The 21,120-nt window shown below is 72.9% G+C and carries 22 protein-coding genes and 1 riboswitch; of the genes, 15 read left to right on the top strand and 7 right to left on the bottom strand.

Translation table 11 applies throughout. From position 1 onward, the window contains the following. Positions 1–19: 19 nt before the first annotated feature. Both ADL29_RS31960 and ADL29_RS31955 read left to right on the top strand, forming a co-directional pair. On the top strand, positions 20–199 hold the full coding sequence (locus tag ADL29_RS31960; protein WP_053927035.1) for a DUF5708 family protein: 180 nt from the start codon (positions 20–22) through the stop codon (positions 197–199). Positions 200–201: 2 nt separating this feature from the next. Beyond that, positions 202–888: a DUF1707 SHOCT-like domain-containing protein gene (locus tag ADL29_RS31955; protein WP_053927034.1), complete on the top strand. Its 687-nt coding sequence runs from the start codon at positions 202–204 to the stop codon at positions 886–888. A 245-nt stretch (positions 889–1,133) separates the two neighbouring features. Here the strand turns inward: ADL29_RS31955 and ADL29_RS31950 are convergent, their stop codons facing one another. Then, positions 1,134–1,586, bottom strand: a complete 453-nt coding sequence (locus ADL29_RS31950; RefSeq protein WP_053927033.1) for a DUF6344 domain-containing protein — start codon at positions 1,584–1,586, stop codon at positions 1,134–1,136. Positions 1,587–1,959: 373 nt separating this feature from the next. Here ADL29_RS31950 and ADL29_RS31945 point away from each other — a divergent pair, with 373 nt between their 5' ends. The 4 genes from ADL29_RS31945 to ADL29_RS31930 all read left to right on the top strand — a co-directional run bounded on the left by ADL29_RS31945 (position 1,960) and on the right by ADL29_RS31930 (position 5,731). After that, positions 1,960–2,904 (top strand): ABC transporter ATP-binding protein, encoded by a 945-nt coding sequence (locus tag ADL29_RS31945; RefSeq protein ID WP_053927032.1) that lies wholly within the window; start codon positions 1,960–1,962, stop codon positions 2,902–2,904. 1 nt (position 2,905) lies between these two features. Continuing rightward, positions 2,906–3,646 carry an ABC transporter permease gene (locus ADL29_RS31940; protein ID WP_053927031.1) on the top strand — a complete coding sequence of 247 codons (741 nt, stop codon included), beginning with the start codon at positions 2,906–2,908 and terminating at the stop codon, positions 3,644–3,646. Positions 3,647–3,720: 74 nt separating this feature from the next. Then, complete coding sequence (locus ADL29_RS31935; protein ID WP_107095139.1) at positions 3,721–5,061, top strand: sensor histidine kinase; 1,341 nt, start codon at positions 3,721–3,723, stop codon at positions 5,059–5,061. After that, on the top strand, positions 5,054–5,731 hold the full coding sequence (locus ADL29_RS31930) for a response regulator (protein ID WP_053927030.1): 678 nt from the start codon (positions 5,054–5,056) through the stop codon (positions 5,729–5,731). Before ADL29_RS31935 ends, ADL29_RS31930 begins: the two co-directional genes overlap by 8 nt. 10 nt (positions 5,732–5,741) lie before the next feature. Here ADL29_RS31930 and ADL29_RS31925 read toward each other — a convergent pair whose 3' ends face one another. Genes ADL29_RS31925 through ADL29_RS31915 form a run of 3 tightly spaced genes read right to left on the bottom strand, consistent with a single transcriptional unit; the run spans position 5,742 to position 7,441 of the window. Then, complete coding sequence (locus tag ADL29_RS31925) at positions 5,742–6,170, bottom strand: DUF5994 family protein (protein ID WP_053927029.1); 429 nt, start codon at positions 6,168–6,170, stop codon at positions 5,742–5,744. A 51-nt stretch (positions 6,171–6,221) separates the two neighbouring features. After that, positions 6,222–7,208, bottom strand: coding sequence for an acyl-CoA desaturase (locus ADL29_RS31920; protein ID WP_053927028.1), 987 nt, complete (start codon positions 7,206–7,208; stop codon positions 6,222–6,224). Beyond that, complete coding sequence (locus tag ADL29_RS31915) at positions 7,205–7,441, bottom strand: hypothetical protein (protein WP_078971444.1); 237 nt, start codon at positions 7,439–7,441, stop codon at positions 7,205–7,207. The genes ADL29_RS31920 and ADL29_RS31915 overlap by 4 nt, the downstream gene beginning before the upstream one ends. A gap of 195 nt (positions 7,442–7,636) precedes the next feature. Between ADL29_RS31915 and ADL29_RS31910 the strand changes: the two genes are divergently transcribed. The 6 genes from ADL29_RS31910 to ADL29_RS31885 all read left to right on the top strand — a co-directional run bounded on the left by ADL29_RS31910 (position 7,637) and on the right by ADL29_RS31885 (position 13,177). Next, a complete protein-coding gene (locus ADL29_RS31910; RefSeq protein WP_046927181.1) occupies positions 7,637–8,092 on the top strand; it encodes a tellurite resistance TerB family protein in 456 nt (151 codons plus the stop codon). Positions 8,093–8,256: 164 nt separating this feature from the next. Next, complete coding sequence (locus tag ADL29_RS31905) at positions 8,257–8,685, top strand: BlaI/MecI/CopY family transcriptional regulator (RefSeq protein ID WP_053927026.1); 429 nt, start codon at positions 8,257–8,259, stop codon at positions 8,683–8,685. A 3-nt stretch (positions 8,686–8,688) separates the two neighbouring features. Continuing rightward, on the top strand, positions 8,689–9,654 hold the full coding sequence (locus ADL29_RS31900) for a M56 family metallopeptidase (RefSeq protein ID WP_053927025.1): 966 nt from the start codon (positions 8,689–8,691) through the stop codon (positions 9,652–9,654). A gap of 165 nt (positions 9,655–9,819) precedes the next feature. Beyond that, positions 9,820–10,068, top strand: coding sequence for a hypothetical protein (locus ADL29_RS31895; RefSeq protein ID WP_244319139.1), 249 nt, complete (start codon positions 9,820–9,822; stop codon positions 10,066–10,068). A gap of 21 nt (positions 10,069–10,089) precedes the next feature. After that, positions 10,090–11,637 carry an LCP family protein gene (locus ADL29_RS31890; RefSeq protein ID WP_211274428.1) on the top strand — a complete coding sequence of 516 codons (1,548 nt, stop codon included), beginning with the start codon at positions 10,090–10,092 and terminating at the stop codon, positions 11,635–11,637. A 244-nt stretch (positions 11,638–11,881) separates the two neighbouring features. After that, entirely contained in the window at positions 11,882–13,177 is a 1,296-nt protein-coding gene (locus tag ADL29_RS31885; RefSeq protein WP_053927024.1) for an erythromycin esterase family protein, read from the top strand. 16 nt (positions 13,178–13,193) lie between these two features. Here ADL29_RS31885 and ADL29_RS31880 read toward each other — a convergent pair whose 3' ends face one another. Together ADL29_RS31880 and ADL29_RS31875 are read right to left on the bottom strand one after the other, a co-directional pair. After that, positions 13,194–13,706, bottom strand: coding sequence for a VanZ family protein (locus ADL29_RS31880; protein ID WP_053927023.1), 513 nt, complete (start codon positions 13,704–13,706; stop codon positions 13,194–13,196). Between the two features lie 66 nt (positions 13,707–13,772). Continuing rightward, entirely contained in the window at positions 13,773–14,045 is a 273-nt protein-coding gene (locus ADL29_RS31875) for a DUF1876 domain-containing protein (protein WP_244319138.1), read from the bottom strand. A gap of 232 nt (positions 14,046–14,277) precedes the next feature. On the opposite strand from ADL29_RS31875, the gene ADL29_RS31870 reads away from it, so the two are divergent. Continuing rightward, complete coding sequence (locus ADL29_RS31870; RefSeq protein ID WP_078971441.1) at positions 14,278–15,087, top strand: DUF4097 family beta strand repeat-containing protein; 810 nt, start codon at positions 14,278–14,280, stop codon at positions 15,085–15,087. Between the two features lie 72 nt (positions 15,088–15,159). Further along, positions 15,160–15,750: a hypothetical protein gene (locus ADL29_RS31865; RefSeq protein WP_157878623.1), complete on the top strand. Its 591-nt coding sequence runs from the start codon at positions 15,160–15,162 to the stop codon at positions 15,748–15,750. 21 nt (positions 15,751–15,771) lie between these two features. Here ADL29_RS31865 and cobN read toward each other — a convergent pair whose 3' ends face one another. Then, positions 15,772–19,416, bottom strand: coding sequence for a cobaltochelatase subunit CobN (cobN, locus tag ADL29_RS31860; protein WP_053927021.1), 3,645 nt, complete (start codon positions 19,414–19,416; stop codon positions 15,772–15,774). 56 nt (positions 19,417–19,472) lie between these two features. Beyond that, a riboswitch (cobalamin riboswitch) is annotated at positions 19,473–19,545 on the bottom strand. A gap of 170 nt (positions 19,546–19,715) precedes the next feature. Between cobN and cobG the strand changes: the two genes are divergently transcribed. Further along, positions 19,716–21,120: precorrin-3B synthase (gene cobG, locus ADL29_RS31855; RefSeq protein WP_245689714.1), on the top strand; the 1,405-nt coding region annotated here is incomplete at its 3' end.

Genomic DNA, 21,120 nt, shown 5'->3' with positions numbered 1-21,120 from the left:
CCAAGGGACGAGGAAACCGATGAAGGGCATTGCGGCCGGCGTCTTTCTGGCCATCGTCGGCGTGATTCTGTGGCTGACCACACAGCAGGTGGAGACGCCGTTCGTGTCGCTGCACAAGGTGGGCCTGGTCCTGGCGGTCGTCGGTGGCGCGGAGGCCTTGTTCGCGCTGGTGGCGCTGGGGAAGAGGGCAGGAAAGTGACGATGCCGGACAGCCGACGACCCGATATGCAGAAGCAGTTGGGGCTTTCGCATCCGGACCCGGCCGCGGCGCCCGCCCCCTCCCCCGTACGCGCCTCCGACGCCGAGCGCGAGGACATGGTCGAACGGCTCCGCGCCGCCACCGCGGAAGGCCGGCTGACCCTGGAGGAGCTGGCCGAGCGCTGCGAGGCGGCCTACCTGGCCCGTACCCGCGAGGAGCTGGCGAGCGTCGGTGCGGATCTGCCCGCCCCGGCGGCGGTTCCCGCACCCGGTTCCCCGGCCGGCCGGCGGGTCTTCCGTGCGCTGTTCGACGACCTCACCCACCACAGCCCCGGGCTGGAGGGTGGCCTGGAGGCGACCGCGGTCCTCGGCGATGTGACCCTGGATCTGCGCGCGTCCCCGGCACCGACGGCCGGCGAACCGACCATCGTGGCCCGTGCGTTCCTGGGCGATGTCCATCTGCTGTTCCCCGAGGGCGTACGGGTCGAGTCCGACTGCACGAGCCTCTTCGGCAGCGTCCGCGACCTGACCCGCCCGCACTCCGGGCCGGAGGCCTCCACGCCCCGTATCCGCGTCACCGGCTCCGCCCTCTTCGGTGACATCGTCCTCGCCCACCCCGCCGGCGACCGCCGCACCCTCTGGCGCACGTGGCTCGACATCCGCAGCGGCCACGCCGGAAAGGACGGGTGAGCCGCCGGGGCACGAGCGCCGGCACGACGTGATTCCGGTCCGTACGCAGCGGACTTTGTCCCGGGTACGCCCTGCGCGTGCCCCCGCTCCGTACGAAGAAGACGTGCCCCGGCCAGGCCACCGGCTCCCCCCGAGCCGGCGCGGTCCGGGCATGCAACAGGCCCGGCGGTGTACGGCATGCGCACCGTACACCGCCGGGCCGTCATCCTTCCGGGCCGCCTCTCCTCGGCCCGGCCGGACGGGGGTCAGGCCGGGCAGGAGGACGGCTCGCGGCTCCGGGCCGCCGGGATGGCGGCGCGTGACTCGTGCGCGGCGGCGGTGTGCAGCGCGGCCCGGGCGGGGGCGGTCAGCGGCGGCTCGGCGCCGCTGGCGAGCCGGCTGCGGGAGGTGGGCGAGGCGCCATGGGCCTCGGCGCGGATGCGCTGCTTGATGGTCGGGGGCAGCGGGCAGGAGAGCCCCCGCCGCAACCCGCGCTGTGCATGGCCGAGTTGGCCGTAGAGCGGCACCGACCGGGGCGCCGGTGCGGGCTCGGTGCGCGGGCGGGCGATGGTGGGGGGCGCGGTGCGCGGGGCCGGTCCGTCTAGGGTGGCCTCCCGGCGGGCCGCCGAGGCATGGGCGGAGACTCCCAAGGACGCGAGCAGCTTGCCGAGTACGGCAAGGAGAACTGCCCAGAACTTCATGACCTTGGTCGCAGCCATGGCCCCTCACTTTCGGTCGGATCCCGGCGGGAGAGGAGTGCTCGGTGCACATCCGCCGGGGTCGGTGGTGGATCGCTGGTGGATCGGTTGGAGATGTGTTGCGGGTGATCCGGGTGCGTCAGATCTGTTGCGGGTGATCCGGATCCATGAGATCCGTTGCGTCAGATCTGTTGCGTTTTCTTATGATGAGTACGCAATGCGAGGATCGGAGGACCGGCGCCCGCGCGTCGGCGTTCTTCGGATGAACACCATCCGGACGGCGTAACCGCTCCCCGGCCCCGCGGGTCGTAGGGCCCGGTCAACCGATCGGCTGATGCCGTTTCGAGCGTCCTGGGCGATGTGGCGCGGGGTGCCCCGCGCGGATCCTCGGCGTATGGCAATCATCGAAGTCAGCGGACTGCGCAAGGTCTACGGGGGCCGGACCGTGGTCGACGATGTCTCGTTCACGGTGGCGGAGGGGGAGATCTTCGGCATACTCGGCCCGAACGGTGCGGGCAAGACGACGACCGTCGAATGCATCGAAGGGCTGCGGGTCCCGGACGGCGGGACGGTCCGGGTGGGCGGGCTCGATCCCGTCGGTGACCACGACCGCGTCACCCAGATCCTGGGCAGTCAGCTCCAGGAGAGCGAGCTGCAGCCCAAGCTCACCGTGCGCGAGGCGCTGGAGCTGTATGCAGCCTGCTATCCGCGCCCGGCCGACTGGCGGGCGCTCGCCGGCCGGCTGGGGCTCGCCGAACATCTCTCCGCGCGCTTCGGCAGGCTCTCCGGCGGTCAGAAACAACGGCTGTTCATCGCGCTCGCGCTGATCGGCAGTCCCCGGGTGGTGGTGCTCGACGAGCTGACCACCGCGCTCGATCCGCGGGCCCGCCGCGACACCTGGCAGCTGATCGAGGAGGTGCGCGCCGCGGGCGTGACGGTGCTGCTGGTCACGCATTTCATGGAGGAGGCGCAGCGGCTGTGCGACCGGATCGCGGTGATCGACCGGGGCCGGGTCGCCGCGCTGGACACCCCGGCGGGGCTGATCGGGCGGTCCGCGCAGTCCGTGGTCGTCTCCTTCACTCCGTCCGCCCCGCTGGATCCGGCCGAGCTGGCGGCGCTGCCCGGGCTCGGGTCCGTCGCACCGGCCGGCGGGCGGGGCGGTGGGGAGGCCGAGGGGCGGCTGGAGATCCGCGGGACGGACGCGACCGTCGACGCGGTGATCTCCCTGCTCGCCCGGCACCGCATCACCGCCCACCGGCTGCGGGTCGGCGACGCCACGCTCGATGACGCCTTTCTCGACCTGACCGAGCTGACCGCCCCGACCCCGCAGGAGGCCTGATATGTCCGCGAACCTCGCCGTGCTGAAGACCGAGGCCCGGCTGTTCCGGCGCGAGCCGGGGACGCTGTTCTGGGTCGGCCTGTTCCCGGCCGTCCTGCTGGGCATCCTCGGGATGATTCCGTCTTTCCGGGAGGCGGATCCGTCGCTCGGGGGCCGCCGGGCCGTCGATCTGTACGTACCGGTGGTGCTGCTGGTGGCCATGATCATGGCCGGGATACAGGCGATGCCGCCGCTGCTGACGGGCTATCGGGAGCGCGGCATTCTGCGCCGGATGTCGACCACGCCGGTACGGCCCGGGGCGCTGCTCGGGGCGCAGATCACGCTGCACGGCGCGGCCGCCCTGGGCTCGGCGGTGCTGGCGCTGGCCGTCGGGCGGCTGGCGTTCGAGGTGCGGCTGCCGCGGCAGCTCCTCGGATACGCGCTGGCGCTGGTCCTCACCCTCGGCAGCGCGCTCGCGCTGGGCTGTGTGCTCTGCTCGGTGGCGCGTACCGCCAAGGTCGCGCAGGTGCTCGGCACGGCGGTGTTCTTCCCGTCGATGTTCACCGCGGGTGTGTGGGCACCGGTCCAGTCCATGCCGGAGACACTGCAGCACATCGTCCAGCTGCTGCCGTTCGGCGCCGGGTCGCAGGCGCTCTCCCAAGCGGCGGCCGGTGACTGGCCGGACTGGCCGCACCTGGCGGTGACGGCGGTCTGGGCCCTCGTTCTGGGCTGGGGCGCGAAGCGGGCGTTCCGCTGGGAGTGAGGACCGGGGAGAGTGCGTGACGGGGGAGTGCGAGCGAGGGAAAGGCCTGCGGGCCGGGGGGAGAGACTGACCGCATGGTGATCGCTGACGGTGGGGCGGAAGCCCGTACGGAAGGGGAGACGGCACCCCTGGCGCTCGCGGCTCTGCGGCCCGCGGCCTGGGACGCCGTGCCCCGCCTCGCCTGGGAGGGCAGATTCCGGCGCTGGGGCGGCTATGTCCTCCTGGGTTTCGCCTCGCTGACGGCGGCGGTGGCGGCGGGTGCGGGTGCGGGTTCGCTGATGACGCGCGGCGAGCTGTACGCGGCCGGGGCGCTGGTCGTGGCGGCGCTGGGGCTCCAGATCTGGTGGAGCACGGCCTTCCGGAAACTGCCCGCCGGCGCGCCGGCCGGACGCGTCTACTACGTCCTGCGCTTCGCGATCGCCGCCGCGCTCTGCCTCCTCAACGGCCTGTTCTCCATCTACGCGGTGATCGGCTATTTCGATGCCGTACAGCTGCTGCCGCACCGCCACGTCCGGACCGCGCTGCTCGGCACGGCGGTCGTGATGGCGAGCGCCCAGTCCGGCGGGCTGCCGCCGGACGGCACGGTGGGCTGGGTGGCGTTCGGGGTGCTGCTCACCGTGAATGCCTCCCTGGTGCTGCTCTTCAGCCATCTCGCCGAAAAGGAGGCCAGGTCGGCCGCCGCCAAGGCCGCCACCATCGCCGAACTGGAGCGCACCAACGCCCGGCTGGCGCAGGCTCTGGAGGAGAACGCCGGTCTGCACGCCCAGCTCCTCCTCCAGGCGCGGGAGGCGGGCATCGCCGACGAGCGCCGCCGGCTGGCCGCCGAGATCCACGACACCCTCGCACAGGGGCTGACCGGCATCATCACCCAGCTGGAGGCGGCCGGCGAGAGCACCGACCCGGCCGTCGGCCGCGCCCACGCCCGGCGCGCCGCGGAACTGGCCCGGCACAGCCTCGGCGAGGCCCGGCGCTCCGTGCACAACCTGGGCCCGGGAGCCCTGGAACACGACGCGCTGCCGGCCGCCCTGCGCACCACGGTCGAGGAATGGTCGGCGACGGCGGGCGTCCGTGCCGAGTGCACCGTCACCGGAACCGCCGAACCGCTGCACCACGAGGTCGAGGCCACCTTGCTGCGCATCGCCCAGGAGGGTCTGGCCAACGCCCGCCGGCACGCCGGGGCCTCGCGGGTCGGCGTCACCCTCTCGTACATGGACAGCGAGGTCACCTTGGACATCCGCGACGACGGCCGCGGCTTCGACCCGGCCGCGGTACCGCCCCGCCGCCACACCGGCGGCTTCGGCCTGGGCGGCATGCGGGCCCGCGCCGAACGCATCGCCGGGACCGTCGACATCGAGTCGGAGCCGGGCCGGGGCACGGCCGTCTCCGCCCGCGTACCGTTGGTCCGCCATGACTGAGCGCACCGAACACCCCGTGCCCGAAAGCCCCGTGCCCGAGCGCACCGGACCGGTCACCGTTCTCCTCGTCGACGACCACCCGGTCGTACGGGACGGACTGCGCGGCATGTTCGCCGCCTCCCCCGGCTTCGAGGTGCTCGGCGAGGCCGCCGACGGCGTCGAGGCGGTCGAACTCGCCGTCCGGCTGGACCCCGACGTGGTGCTGATGGATCTGCGGATGCCCGGTGGCGGCGGCGTCGCGGCCATCGCCGAACTGGTCCGCCGGGGCATCCGCGGCAGGGTGCTGGTGCTCACGACGTACGACACCGACGCCGACACCCTCCCGGCCATCGAGGCCGGCGCCACCGGCTATCTGCTCAAGGACACCCCGCGCGACGAGCTCTTCACCGCCGTACGGGCGGCCGCCGAGGGCCGTACGGTGCTCTCGCCCGCGGTCGCCGGGCGGCTGGTCTCGCGGGTGCGGTCACCGCGCAACGAACCGCTCAGCGCCCGCGAGCGGGAGGTTCTGGAACTCGTCGCCAAGGGCACCTCGAACCGCGGGATCGCCGCCGTCCTGTTCATCAGCGAGGCCACGGTCAAAACCCATCTGACGCATATCTACGGCAAGTTGGGGGCCAAGGACCGGGCGGCGGCGGTGGCCGTGGGGTACGAGCGGGGCATTCTCGGCTGAGGCGCCCCCGTCAGCCGGGCGGCCCCTCCGCCCCCTCCCCGGCCATCATGGCCATGGCTTCCACGGCCTCCGCCTCCGGTGTGTCCGGGGGGATGATCTGCAGGTCCCAGCGGCCGTGGCCGGCCGCCACCAGGCAGATGGTGTCCGGGCCCGGCCGGACCGTCCTGGTCCGGCGCAGGCAGACGACATGCCCCTCGACGAGGATCCGGGTGGGCAGCGCGGACCAGATCGAGCCGTTCACCGTGGCGTGGTCGATGCGGGGCCAGTCGAAGGGCAGGGCCCGCAGCAGCTCGGGGAGTTCGGCGAGCAGGTCGGTGGAGTGCGGCCACCAGGCGCCGTCGATCCGGCGCAGGACGGGGCCGGGCGGGGCAATGGTCAGCCGGGCTACGGGCGGGGGTTCATGGTGTTCGTGCAGGGGCCCGAGGGGGGCGGTGGTCATGGTGTGCTCCTGCCGGTGCACAGAGGGTGTGGTCGTGGTCGTACCCGGTCTTCAGCCCGCGCCGTTACGGCGGGCCGCGAGGCGGGCGGGATCCGGCCAGCGCACGTTCCACACCCAGCCGGCGCGTTCGAAGAGCCGGATGAGGGCGGCGGAGACATCGATCTGGCCGCGGTCGACGCCGTGGCGGGCGCAGGTCGGGTCGGCATGGTGCAGGTTGTGCCAGCTCTCGCCGAAGGAGAGCAGGGCCAGCGGCCAGAGGTTCGTCGCCCGGTCGTGACGGCGGGTGCGGAACGGCCGCTCACCGATGACATGGCAGAGGGAATTCACGCTCCAGGTGACGTGGTGGAGGAGGGCGATGCGGATGAAGCCCGCCCACAGGAGGGCGGTGAGGCCCGTGACCCAGGAGCCGCCCAGCGCCCAGCCCAGTGCGCAGGGCAGGGCGAGGGTGACCAGGCACAGCACGGGGAACGCCCGGTCGACGGCGCGGATGCCGCGGTCGGCGAGGAGGTCGGGGGCGTAGTGCTCGTGCGAGGTGGGGTCGTTGCCGAACAGCCAGCCGATGTGGGAGTGGACCAGGCCGCGCAGCTGTCCGCGCAGGCCGGTGCCGTAGCGGTACGGGGAGTGCGGGTCTCCGGGGCGGTCGGTGAAGGCGTGGTGGCGGCGGTGGGTGGCGACCCAGTCGATGACATCGCCCTGGAAGCTGAGGGATCCGGCGACGGCGAGCGCGATGCGCAGCGCCGGGGCCGCGGTGTAGCTGCCGTGGGTGAGGCCGCGGTGGAAGCCGACGGTGACGCCCAGGCCGCTGACCACGTAGAAGACGGCCAGGAGGACGAGGTCGAGGGGGCGCACGACACTGCCCCACAGGAGGGGGATGGCGAGCGCGAGGCCGGCGAAGGGTGCGATGACGATGACGGCGGTGATCGTGACGTACATCCGGCGGCCGGCGCTCGGCGGGCCGCCGGTGCCGGCGGTGGGGAAGGGCGACTTCCCGTCGTACTCGGGCGGTGAGGAGGCAGGGGGGTTGGTCGTGGCGGTCACCGGTTGTCGCTCCTCCAGGGCGGTTCTCCGCGCGTGGACGGCGGGGGTTCCGGCGGCGCGGCGAGCGGGCCGTCCTCCGGGCGCCTGGGCGTGCGGTGCAGGAACGGCGGGTGCAGGTCCGCGTGGACGTGGCCGGCCATGCGTCCCGCCTGCTGGGCGTTGAGCCGGGTGAGGAACAGCACGCCCAGCGCGATCAGCGCCAGCAGCACGACCACCGTCAACAGAATCTGCATGGTGCTCACCTCGGCGTCCGGTGCCCTCCTCGGTGATTCCACCGTACCTGCACCAAACCCCTAAATCCCCCCATAGCAGACGATGGGTGACCGTATGTGGCGAGGGGCCTCTCACCGTAACTTCTACAGCATTGTAGATTTTACTTCCGCATGACCAATCGTGACCGCATCCGCCCGACCGAAGGAGCGAGAGACATGGCCCTGTGGGACCGCATCAAGGAATCCGCCCAGACGATGCAGCACCAGCTCGTCGCCAGGAAGAACGACCTCAAGAGCGGCGCCTTCCGGGACGCGAGCATGGCGATGTGCGCCCTGGTGGCGGCCGCCGACGGCACGATCGACCCGGCGGAGCGCCGCCGGGTGGCGCAGCTGATCGCCACCAACGAGGTGCTGCAGAACTTCGCCGCGGACGATCTCCAGCGCCGCTTCGACGGCTACCTGGACAAGCTCACCGCCGACTTCGACTTCGGCAAGGTCGGCGTGATGCAGGAGATCGGCAAGGTGAAGAAGAAGCCCGTCGAGGCGCGGGCCGTGATCCAGATCGGCATCGTCATCGGCGGCGCGGACGGGGATTTCGACAAGACGGAGCAGGCCGTGGTGCGCGAGGTGTGCTTCGCCCTGGACATCGCGCCGGGGGAGTTCGACCTCTAGGGCCTTTCCCTTTCCGGCCCTGCCGGAAAGGGAAAGGCCCTGGGCGCGGCCCCGCGCGGCGGGACGGGAGGGGGCCGCCGCCTCCGGCCCCCGGATCCGCCAACTCAGTAAACTGCCCCGACGTCCCGGCCGGCGGGACACCTGGCGCAGAGGGAGGCGGCGGCATGGGCGGCACGCCCTTCGGCAAGGAGCGCTCCCGGCGGCGCGGACAGGGGCAGCTGGAGGCCCAGGTGCTCGCCGCGCTGCACCGTTCGCCCGGCCCCGCCACCGCCGCCTGGGTGCAGGAAGGGCTCGGCGGCGACCTCGCGTACACCACCGTGATGACGATCCTGTCCCGGCTGCACGCCAAGGGCGCCGTCACCCGCGAACGCTCCGGCCGCGCCTACGTGTGGACCCCCGCCGCCGACGAGGCGGGGCTCGCCGCGCTGCGGATGCGCCGCGTCCTGGACGGCGAACGCGACCGGGACGCCGTCCTCACCAGCTTCGTCTCCGCGCTCTCCGCCCATGACGAGCAGCTGCTGCGCACCCTCCTCGACCGCGCCACGGCCGACGAACCGGCCCCCGGCACGGACCCGGAAGCGCGCGGAGGCTGACCGGTGGGCGTCTTCGTCTTTCTGCCGCTCGTGCTGCCGCTGACCGTGCTGCCGATCGCCCGGCTCGCGGAGCAGCATCTCCACCCGCGCGGCACCACCCGCCTGCTGACCCTGCTCGCGGCCGTACTCGGCCTGTGCAGCACGCTGTGCCTGGGGCTCCTGATGGTCGTCGGGACGGCCCAGCTGCCCGGCAACCCGCTGCCCGACGGCTGGTCCGACCCGGAGGTACGGGCCGCGGTGCCCTGGGCCGAGGTCGCCGGCGCCGCCGCGATCCCCGCCCTGGCCGCCGCCCTCACCGCCTGCGCGACCGCACTGCGCCGCCACCGCCGGATCCTCGCCCGTACGCACCGCGCGCTGGATCCGCTGCCGGGCGGCTCGGACACCGCGGTGCTGCCCGACGACGAGCCCTACGCCTACGCCGTGCCCGGCACTCCCGGCCGCTTCGGGCGCCCCGGCAGACCGGGCCGGATCGCGGTCTCCCGGGGCATGCTGCGCAGCCTGGACGACGACGAGCAGCGCGCCCTGTTCGCCCACGAGCGCGCACATCTGAACTGCCGTCACCACCGCTACCTCCTTGCCGTGCGGCTGGCCGGATGCGTCAACCCCCTCCTGCTTCCCGTGTATTCGGCGGTCACCTTCAACACTGAGCGCTGGGCGGACGAGGAGGCCGCGCGGGTGGTCGGCAACCGGCGGCTGACGGCCCGCGCGGTGGGCAAGGCGGCGCTGATCGGCCGCACCGCCCCCCAGCCGGGGCTGGCGCACTTCGCGGCGCCCGAACCGGGGCCGGTGCCGCGCCGGGTGGCCGCGCTGCTCGCGCCCGTACCGCCGGCCCGCAGCTGGCCGCCCGCACTGACCCCGGCGGGCCTGGCCGCCCTCGTCGCCGCCGCGGGCACCGCCGCCTCCGCGCTCTCCGCGCTGAACGCCGCGGTAGCCCTCTTCGTCGTTCTGAAGGCGGCAACACCGCTGTGAGTGCACACTTGGCGCAAGTACTCCCCGTACTCCCGGACCGCCCGTACCGTGCTGTGATCCGCCGCACACCGGCCGCAGAGCTCTCCGGCGGCTTCTACAGAGGCGTAGAACTTGCCGGTAGGGTTGCGACCCACACATGCGCAACAGGCGCGGCCGGAGGGGGAGATGGCGACGAGGTGCGGACTCCTGACCTGGGACAGCCCGCCTCCGGACGGGGAGGTGCGATGGGTCTATCAGCCCGTGGAGGTCCAACATCCCGACGGCAGCTGGGAGCTGGGCCGGATCAGCGGCTGGTGGACGGACGCCGCGGGCGAGGTGTGGTGCCGGCTGCGCACCGTACCCGGCGGCACCCCTCCGCGGTGGCTGCGCTACGACCCGGAGTCCGTGCGGCTGCTCCCCAGCACCGGCATCTGAAGGACCAGAAGGGCCACCGGCGTGGATGACAGGCAGACCCAACAGCTGACGTCGGTCCGAGGGACCGGCGGCGGATCCGGCACGTCCGGCGGCTCCGGCACCTCGGGTTCGGTTTCACGTGAAACGTCGGGGGATGCACCCGCGCGCTCCCGCCGTGCCTCCGGCGGATCCCGCAGAGCCGGGAAGGGCGGGGGATCCGCTCCGTCCGGCCGCTCCCGCCGCACCGGTAAGTCCCGCCTCACGCGCCGCGGCCGGATCCTCGCCTGGACCGGCGGCGTGCTCGGCGTGGTGCTGCTAGGCACGGCCGGTGTCGGCGTCTGGGCGTACATCAAGCTGGACGGCAATATCCAGGGCGCGGACATCGAGATCGACGGCGACCGCCCCGCCAACCTCAGCCCCGGCTCGAAGAACATCCTGCTGGTCGGCTCCGACAGCCGCGCGGGCGCCAACGCCAAGTACGGCAAGGACCTGACCACCATGCAGTCGGACACGCTGCTGGTGCTGCACATCGCCGCCAACCGCAAGTGGGCGACGGCGCTGTCCTTCCCCCGCGACTCCTGGGTGCCGATCCCCGCCTGCACCCGCGGCAACGGTACGAAGTCCACACCCCACAGCTTCAAGATCAACGAGGCGTTCTCCATCGGCGGTGACACCGGCAACGTCAGCAAGGCCGCCGCCTGCAGCATCAAGACCATCGAGCAGAACACCGGGCTGCGGATCGACAACTTCGCCTCGATCGACTTCCAGGGCTTCAAGGGCATGGTCAACGCCCTGGACGGCATCGAGGTCTGCCCCAAGCACGCCATCCACGACAAGAAGGCCCATCTCGATCTGGAGGCGGGCTGCCAGACCGTACGGGACGAGAAGGCGCTCGGGTACGTCCGTACCCGCTACAGCGTCGGCGACGGCACCGACCTCGGCCGCATCGGCCGCCAGCAGGAGTTCATGAAGGCACTGGGCAAGAAGGCCCAGGAGAAGCTGACCAGCCCCGGCGCTCTCTACGACTTCCTCGACGCGGCCACCAAGTCCCTCAAAGCCGACAAGGGCCTGGACAACCTCGACGAGCTCACCAGCCTCGCCTCGACCGTCAAGGACATCCCCAGCGACCGCCTCACGTTCGTGACCGTGCCCAACTACTACCGCGAGGCCGACATCCCCACCGACCACGCGAATGTGGTCTGGCAGTACCCGCAGGCCACCCAGCTGTTCAGCGATATCGCCCATGACCGCGAGCTCGGCGCCGCCGGAAAGAAGAAGCTCGCCGAGGCCGCCAAGAGCCCGGTGACCGCCCACTCCGTACGGGTCCGCGTCCTCAACGGCACCGGCACCTCCGGCCAGGCCGCCACCGCCGCCGAACAGCTCCGCAAACTCGGCTTCACGGTCACCGCCACCGGCAACGCCCCCGCCACGGACAAGACCACGATCACCTACCCCGCCGCCCTGAAGACCCAGGCCGAAGTCCTCTCCGGCCATCTGCGCGGCACCAAGGCCGGTGAGTCGGCCGGGGCGACACCGGGCGAGGTGACGCTGACGTTGGGCCCGGACTTCGCGAAGAAGATCGGAATGTAGCCGGGCGCCGCTCCCCTCCGTGCCGTTGCGGGCCGTTGCGGGCCGTAATTCCGTTGCGGAGGGCCCGGAGGGGAGAGGTACGGTCCCGGCATGGCCATTTTCAGCAACTTCGTCTGAGGCGCTCCTCCGGGAGACGCGTGACCGTGCGATGCCGCGCAGGGATCTGCCCTGCGCGCGGCACCCGCGTTCCCGGATTCGGTGATCACCCGTCACGTTTACCGAGACACGAGAATTGAGCCTCAGCATGTCTGCCCAGCCTCTCGGCCATGCCGGTTTCGCCCACTGGCTCCGCGCCCACACCACACCCCTCACCAGCCTCGACCCCGATGCGCCGCTCGACGACCTGGAGCCGCTGCGTGACCTCATCGGCGACGCACGCGTCGTAGCGGTCGGCGAGAACGCCCACTTCATCCGCGAATTCGCGCTCGCCCGCGAGCGCCTGGTCCGCTTCCTCGTCACACGCTGCGGCTTCACCGCGGTGGCCTTCGAGTACGGCTTCAGTGAGGGCTTCGCCCTCGATGCCTGGGTCCAGGGCCACGGCGGCGACACAGAACTCGCGCAGCACGCACCGGCCGCCGTCCCCTTCGGCATGGGCGCCGTACTGAGCCGGCTGCGCCACCACAACAGGACCGCGCAGCAGCCCCCCGTCCGGTTCGCGGGCGTCGACATCCCCGCGGCGGGCGGCTCTCTGCTGCCCGCGCTCGCGCCCGTCGCCGACTATCTCCGCGAGGTCGACCCCGAGGCGCTGCCGTTGATCGAGAAGGCGGTCAAGCAGGCCGAACGCTGCGCCGGCGAGTCCGGAGCGGTGTCGGGACCCGCCTGGGCCCGGCTGGCCACCGCCGAACAGGACGCCCTGACCGCGGCCCTCAGCTGCCTGCTGATCCGCTTCCGCGCCGTCGCACCGCTCTACGCCGACCGCAGCGGCCGGCCCGCTTATGACCTCGCCCTACGACGGCTGGAAGCGGCCTGCCACGGCGACTACAGCGTGCGCCACCTGGCCAAGCTCACCGCCGGAGGGGAGCTGACACCGGCCGACACCTCGGGCCGCGAAATCTATATGGCCGATTCGGTGAGCTGGCACCTGGAGCACACCGCACCCCAGGGCCGTATCGTCCTGGTCGCCCACAACGCCCATATCCAGAAGACGCCGTTCTCCGTCGGCGGCCGGGTCATCGGCCTCCCCATGGGCCACCACCTGCAACGCGCCTTCGGCGAGGACTACTTCGCCCTCGGCCTGACCGGGCTCGACGGGCATTCGGCGGACATGCACCTGGACGAGAGCGCCCGCTTCGGCTTCACCGTCGAGGAGAAGCCGCTGCCGTCACCCGAGCCGGGCAGCATCGAAGCCGCCTTCGCCGAGGCCGGCCCGGGACTGAGCCTGGCCGGACTGCGGACGGCCCCGCGCCCGGCACCCGGGCAGCCCGCCCTCCCGGACCGCATGCTGCACCAGGGCTGCTACCTGCCCACACCCGTCCTGGACGCCTTCGACGCGCTGCTGGCCGTCCCGACGATCAGCGTGGGCGACGACCTCGACCTGTGAACCCCCGCCCTGTGCGTCAGGGCGCAGGGACCTGGCCGGCCGGGCGGGCGTCGCGGCGTCCCCGGCCGGCCTGCCACCCCGCGAGGGCGCCCAGCGCCACGCCGAGAGTGTTGTTCGCCCAGTCGACCGGCTGGCAGGACCGTACGGGATCGAGCGTCTGCAACAGCTCGACCAGCGCCCACGCGCCCGATCCCGCGAGCGTCACGGCCACCGGCCGCCGCGACGCCAGCGTGCCCAGCAGCCCCATCGGAACCCACAGCACCACGTTGACCATGTGGTGCGCGAAACCGCCCGTCAGCGTGCGCACCGACTCCCCGGCCACACACGCCCCGGCCCGCCCGGCCGCCCCGCCGGCCAGCTGATCGGGCAGCGTGATCCCCAGACACACCGCCACCGCCAGCAGCACCCCCAGCGTGGCCCTCGGGGACCAGCCCGTCCGCCGCGCGGCCGGCCGGTATGCCACGACCGCGGCGGCGACAAGGAGCAGCGTGAGCGCCGCCATCACGGCGCCGTGCGGGGAGGAAGGCATACGCGCCAACCTACGCCCGCATGGCACGTCATGCCATACAGGCGCAAGATGCCCGCACTCTCTCCCTCAGGACCGCAGCCGCTCCACCGGCTTGGAGGTGTGCACCTCGATGTCATGCGCGGCCCGCTGCAGCAGCTGATGGCTGAGGTCCGACAGCGCCCGCGCCGCCGCCAGTTCGTCCCCGATGGCGGGGACGTTCTCATCCGCCGGGTTACGCCGCGCCGTCCCCTGGCCGACCATCTGCCCGCCCTCCTTGCCGCGCAGCCTGGCCTCGGCCCTGGCTTCGTCGCCGGATTCGACGATGCTGATCTCCGCGTCCCACATCTTCTTCTCGGTCACCGGAAGCCTCCTCGTACGCCCCCGAGCACCGCTCCTGTCTCCGTCTCAACACTCCCCCACAAAAATCGTCGCACCGCAGCGCGTCGACCGCACATGGGGCCCACCGCACCCCCGGCCCGGGGGATTACCCCATGGCCCGGGGCCGCGGAAGCCGCCTAGCCTCCCCGGTGGGGCGACGGGATGGCGCGGTCGGCCCTCACCTGTTCAACACCGAACCGCGCCAGGGGGATTCATGCAGCACCATGACCGCTTCAACCACGACCGCCTCCACCGTGACCACGCCGCCCGTGTCCGCGTCACCCGTGGCCGCCGCGTCCGGTTCACCGGGGCCGTCGCGCTGACCGCCCTCGGCGCGTACGGCATCAGTGCCTGCGGCCTGTTCCCCGGAAAGACCTTCACGGACGACGCCGCGGTGCCCGAGAAGATCACCGCGGTACGGCTGGACACGGGCTCGGGCGGGGTCACCCTGCGCGGCGGCAAGGGCGGCGGCAAGGTGGCGGTCCACCGCTCGGTCACGTACCGCGGCGACCGGCCCGAGGGCGCCACGCACCGGGTCGAGGGCGGCGTCCTGGTGCTCGGCGGCTGCGGCAAGGACTGCGCGGTCACCTACACCGTCGAACTGCCCGCGGGGCTCCCGGTGAGCGGGGAGACCACCAACGGGGCGGTGAGGCTGACGAAGGTGGGAAAGGTGGACGTGACCACCGGCTCCGGGGACATCGAGCTCGACGGCGTCGCGGGCACGGCCGCGGTACGGACCAGCAACGGCCGGATCACCGGCCACGGCCTGTCGGGCAAGGGCATCACGGCCCGGACCTCCAATGGGGAGATCGACCTCACCCCCACCACGCCGCAGAGCATCCGTGCGGAGACGTCCAACGGCGCCATCACGGTGAAGGTGCCCAAGGCCCCGTACCGCGTCACGACCCGCACCAGCAACGGCGACAAGAACATCACCGTTCCCCACGAACCCTCGGGCCGCTTCCACCTCGACCTGACCACCAGCAACGGATCCATCACCGCCGGACAGGTGCGGACGCGCTGACCGGCCCCGGCCTCGGCGAGGGCCAGGCCCGTGCCGGGGGCGATGTCAGTGGTCGCTGGCACAGTGAAAGGCATGAGCGATGAGCCGATGCCTGAGCCGCGGGGACGGAGCGCCTATGTCCTCGAGAAGACGTACTACGGGCAGATGGACTGGAGCCTGTTCTTCGTCTACTCCGAGCGCGAGCACATCCGCGCCCTGTTGCAGGACATGTACGTCGACGGTCCGGACGACGATGCGCGCCAGGGCCAGACAGACAGCCACTTCGGGGGTGAGAGCGCGGATTTGTGGCTGATCGAGCATGGCCGCCGTACCGGCCATGTGGATCTGCGTCCGTTCCTCCGGGACGCGGATCCGGCGGAGGGGGCGGGGAATGCGGTGGTCATCGACCGGGCGGGGTTCGAGGCGGCGGTTCCGGCCGCGCTGGAGGGGGTGCCGCTCCAGCGCGGCGAGACGCTTCATCTCGTCGATCCGGAAGGGGACTTCCGGGGTACGGCCGCCGAGCTGCCGGCCCTCTATCCGCACAATCCGGTGCAGTACGGCATGCAGGTGTGGGTCGAGGGCCTGCTGTCCGACGAGCCGGCCGGCTACCTCACCGATCCGGACCCCGGCCCGGAGGCCGCCCCCAACGGCCTTGCCGGCCCTGGCCCATCGGAGCGGCCCTAGAGGTCCGGACCGGCCGGGGCGTCAGTCCTCCCCCTCCAGCTCCCCTTCCGTCTCCAGGAACGCCTCGCGCAGCGCCGCCAGCGTCTCCGCGTCCGGCTTCTCCCACATACCGCGGGATTCGGCCTCCAGGAGGCGTTCGGCGATGCCGTGCAGGGCCCAGGGGTTGGCCTCCTGGAGGAAGGCACGGTTCTCCGGGTCGAGGACATAGGTCTGGGCCAGCTTGTCGTACATCCAGTCGGCGACCACGCCCGTGGTGGCGTCGTATCCGAAGAGATAGTCGACGGTCGCGGCCAGCTCGAAGGCGCCCTTGTAGCCGTGGCGGCGCATCGCCTCGATCCAGCGGGGGTTGACCACCCGGGCGCGGAAGACCCGGGAGGTCTCCTCGACCAGCGACCTCGTACGGACGGTCTCCGGTCGGGTCGAGTCGCCGATGTACGCCTCGGGCGCCTTGCCGCCCCGCAGCGCCTTCACCGTGGCGACCATGCCGCCGTGGTACTGGAAGTAGTCGTCCGAGTCGGCGATGTCGTGTTCGCGGGTGTCGGTGTTCTTGGCGGCGACCGCGATGCGCTTGTAGGCGGTCTCCATCTCGTCCCGGGCCGGGCGGCCCTCCAGACCGCGGCCGTAGGCGTAGCCGCCCCAGACGGTGTAGACCTCCGCCAGGTCGGCGTCGGTGCGCCAGTCCCGGCTGTCGATCAGCTGGAGGAGGCCGGCGCCGTACGTACCGGGGCGGGAGCCGAAGATACGGGTCGTGGCGCGCCGTTCGTCGCCGTGGGCGGCCAGGTCGGCCTGCGCGTGGGCCCGGACGAAATTGTCGGCGGCGGGCTCGTCCAGTCCCGCGGCCAGCCGCACCGCATCGTCCAGCAGGCCGATGACGTGCGGGAAGGCGTCCCGGAAGAAGCCGGAGATGCGGAGGGTGACGTCGATACGGGGGCGCCCCAGCTCGGCGAGCGGGATGGGCTCCAGGCCCGTGACGCGGCGGGAGGCGTCGTCCCAGACGGGGCGGATCCCGAGGAGGGCCAGGGCCTCGGCGACGTCGTCGCCGCTGGTGCGCATGGCGCTGGTGCCCCACAGGGAGAGGCCCACCGACTGCGGCCAGTCACCGTTGTCCGTGCGGTAGCGCTCCAGGAGGGAGTCGGCCAGCGCCTGGCCGGTCTCCCAGGCGAGGCGGGAGGGGACGGCCTTGGGGTCGACGGAGTAGAAGTTACGGCCGGTCGGCAGGACGTTGACCAGGCCGCGCAGCGGCGAGCCGGAGGGTCCGGCGGGGACGAAGCCGCCGTTCAGGGCGTGGACGGCGTGGTCGAGTTCGTCGGTGGTGGCGGAGAGGCGGGGGACGACCTGCCGGGCGGCGAAGTCGAGGATGGCCTGGACCTGGTCGCCGTGACCGGCGGCCACGGAAGCGACCGCCGCCGGGTCCCAGTCGGCGTCCTCCATCGCCTGCACGAGGGCGCGCGCCGTCTCCTCCGCCTCGTCGGCCGTCGTACGGGTCGCCGCGGACTCGTCCAGACCGAGCGCCTCGCGCAGACCGGGCAGGGCCGAGGTGCCGCCCCAGATCTGGCGGGCGCGGAGGATGGCGAGCACGAGGTTGACGCGGGCCTCACCGGCCGGCGCGGCGCCGAGGACATGCAGACCGTCGCGGATCTGGGCGTCCTTGACCTCGCACAGCCAGCCGTCGACGTGGAGCAGGAAGTCGTCGAAGCCGTCGTCGTCGGGGCGGTCTTCCAGGCCCAGGTCGTGGTCGAGCTTGGCGGCCTGGATCAGCGTCCAGATCTGCGCGCGGATGGCGGGCAGTTTGGCCGGGTCCATGGAGGAGATGGCCGCGTATTCGTCCAGAAGCTGCTCGAGGCGGGCGATGTCGCCGTACGACTCCGCGCGGGCCATCGGGGGGACGAGGTGGTCCACGAGGGTGGCGTGGACGCGGCGCTTGGCCTGGGTGCCCTCGCCCGGGTCGTTGACCAGGAACGGGTAGACGAGCGGGAGGTCGCCGAGCGCGGCGTCGGGCCCGCAGGCGGCGGAGAGCCCGGCGTTCTTGCCCGGCAGCCATTCGAGGTTGCCGTGCTTGCCCAGGTGGACCATGGCGTCCGCCCCGAAGCCGCCGTCGTCGGCCGAGGCCGCGATCCAGCGGTAGGCCGCCAAGTAGTGGTGCGAGGGCGGCAGATCGGGGTCGTGGTAGATCGCGATCGGGTTCTCGCCGAAGCCGCGCGGCGGCTGGATCAGGATGAGGAGATTGCCGCGGCGCAGCGCGGCGAGGACGATGTCGCCGTCGGGGTTGTGGGTCCGGTCGACGAACATCTCGCCCGGCGGCGGGCCCCAGTGCTCCTCCACCGACTCCCGCAGCTCCTGCGGCAGCGTGGCGTACCAGCGCCGGTAGTCGGCGGCCGGGATACGGACCGGGTTACGGGCCAGCTGCTCCTCGGTGAGCCACTCCTGGTCGTGCCCGCCGGCCTCGATGAGGGCGTAGATCAGCTCGTCGCCGTCACCGGATTCCAGCCCCGGGACGGGCTCGGTACCGAAGTCGTAGCCCTCCGCCCGGAGGCGGCGCAGCAGCGCAACGGCACTGGCCGGGGTGTCCAGACCGACCGCGTTGCCGATACGGGAGTGCTTGGTGGGGTAGGCGGAGAGGACGAGCGCCAGGCGCTTCTCGGCGGCCGGGATATGGCGCAGCCGGGCGTGGCGTACGGCGATCCCCGCGACCCGGGCGGCGCGCTCGGAGTCGGCGACGTACACCGGGAGGCCGTCCTCGTCGACCTCCTTGAAGGAGAACGGCACGGTGATCAGCCGCCCGTCGAACTCGGGGACCGCGATCTGCGAGGCGGCGTCCAGCGGGGACAGCCCCTCGTCGTTCTCCTCCCAGGCGGCGCGCGAGCCGGTCAGGCACAGCGCCTGCAGGATCGGCACGTCCAGGGCGGCGAGCGCGCCCGCGTCCCAGGACTCGTCGTCGCCGCCGGCCGAGGCCTCGGCCGGCTTGGTGCCGCCCGCGGCGAGGACGGTGGTGACGATGGCGTCGGCGGCGCGCAGCGCGTCCAGCAGCTCCGGCTCGGGGGCGCGGAGGGAGGCGACGAAGAGCGGGAGGGGGCGGCCGCCCGCCTCCTCGATCTGCTCGCACAGGGCGGCCACGAAGGCGGTGTTGCCGCTCATGTGGTGGGCGCGGTAGTAGAGCACGGCGACGGTCGGGCCGGTCACGTCCGTACGGGCCGCGCGCTCCAGCGGGCCCCAGGTGGGGGCGGCGGCGGGCGGCTCGAAGCCGTGGCCGGTGAGCAGCACGGTGTCGGACAGGAAGCGGGCGAGCTGGTCGAGGTTGTCCGGGCCGCCGTGCGCCAGATAGGCGTGCGCCTCGGCCGCGATGCCCACCGGGACGGTGGACTGCTCCATGAGCTGGGCGTCGGGCGCCTGTTCACCGGTGAGGACGACCACCGGCCGGTGCTGGTCCTCGGCGAGCAGCAGGTCCAGGCCCTCCTGCCAGGCGCGGATGCCGCCCAGGAGGCGTACGACGACGAGGTCGGTGCCCTCCAGGAGCGCGGGCAGTTCGGCCACGTCGAGGCGGGCGGGGTTGGCGAGCCGGTACGGCACGGGCCCGGTGGCCGCGCGGGCGCTGAGCAGGTCGGTGTCGGAGGTCGACAGCAGCAGGATGCGGGGCTGCGGGGAGTTCTCCCCGGACGAATGCAGCATGCGAGCGCAGGCCTTCCTCGGGGTGTCCGCGCCCCGGGTGGTCGTATGGACGGCGGGAGTTCCTGGCTCGCCCGGTGGTGGCCGGGTTCACAGTGGCGGGACCGCGCCGGATTCTCACCGGGCTTCCTCCCTCGGGCCCTGGGGCCCGGCGCCGTCGCTGGCGTCCGGCGGGTCAGCCGACCCGCCGACCTGCATAGTAAGGGCTGCGCCGCGGGCGCGGGAGAGTGCCTCCGGGCGCGCTGCCGGGAGGTCCCGGCGCCCCGGATCCGGGGCGCCCCGTCGTGGGTATGCTCGCCGCCATGCCGCCCTCCCCCTCGCCGCGCCCCTCAGGGGCCGAAGTGCCCGTACGGGACCGCGGTGACGCCTGCCCGGGAGCGCTGCGGCTGCACCCCGCCGCGGACGGCAGGCTGGCCCGAGTGCGGATTCCCGCCGGAGACTTGACGGCGCATCAGGCGACGGCGCTGGGCGACGCCGCGGAGCGGCTCGGCGACGGCCATCTCTCGCTGACATCCCGGGGAAACGTCGAACTGCGCGGCCTGGCGGACGGCTGCGGCGGACGGCTGGCGGCCCTGCTCCATGACGCGGGCCTGCTCCCCTCCGAACGCCACGAACGCATCCGCAACATCCTCGCCTCCCCGCTGGCCGGCCTCGACCATCACACCCCGCCTGACGTGCGGTTGTGGGCCCGGCGGCTGGATGCGCTGCTGTGCGCGAGCGCGTCGGCGGCCACCCTTTCCGGCCGTTTTCTGTTCGTCCTGGACGGCGGGCAGGGGGATGTCGCCGGGCTGGGCGGCGATGTGACCTTGGTCGCAGAGCCGGGCCGGTCCGGGGACGGTCCGGTCGGCGCGCTGCTGCGGGCCGGGGACGATCCGGCCGCGGTACGGGTCGCCGGGGCGGATGCACCGCGGGCCGCGCTGGCGGCGGCGGAGGCGTTTCTGGCGGCGGCGGAGGCCGGCGGTACGGGTGCCTGGCGGGTGCGGGAACTGCCCGTGGGGCATGCGCTGACGGCGGATGACGTGGCGAAGTGGCTGCGGGCGGCCGGGATCGCGGTGCGCGGGATGGAGCCGTACGGGCTCCCGGCGGATGTTTCACGTGAAACGACCGCCCCCGGCATCGTCACGGGCCCCGACGGCCGCCGCGCCCTCTCCGTCCTGGCTCCGCTCGGCCGCCTCACCGTCGACCAGTGGCGCCTGCTGACCGCCGTCGCCACCGAGCACGGATCCGGCGAACTCCGCCTCACCCCCTGGCGCGGCGTCATCGTCCCCGGCCTGCCGGCCGCAATTGCCGCCCCCCGCCTGCGGGAACTGGCCGCCGCCGGACTCATCACCGACCCCGGCTCGCCCTGGTACCGGATCGGCGCCTGCACCGGCCTGCCCGGCTGCGCCAAGTCCCGTACCGATGTCCGCGCCGATGCCGTGTCCGCCATCACCACCGGCACCGGCCCGGGTGCCGGTGCCGGCCTCCCCGTCCACTGGTCCGGGTGCGAGCGCCGCTGCGGGCACCCGCAGGGAGGTCCCTGGATCGACGTCCTGGCGGGCGCCACCCCCGCGGACGGCTACCGGGCATCCGTCATCCGCCCGGCGGCCACCGGTCCCTCTTCTCCCGTCCCGCCCGGCTCCTCTTCCCCCGTCCCGCCCGGCTCCTCTTCCCCCGTCCCGCCCGGCTCCTCTTCCCCCGTCCCGCCCGGCTCCTCTTCCCCCGTCC

Origin of the sequence: Streptomyces chattanoogensis (assembly GCF_001294335.1) — a bacterium.
Taxonomy (GTDB): domain Bacteria; phylum Actinomycetota; class Actinomycetes; order Streptomycetales; family Streptomycetaceae; genus Streptomyces; species Streptomyces chattanoogensis.
This window is presented reverse-complemented; position numbering and strand designations above follow the sequence as displayed.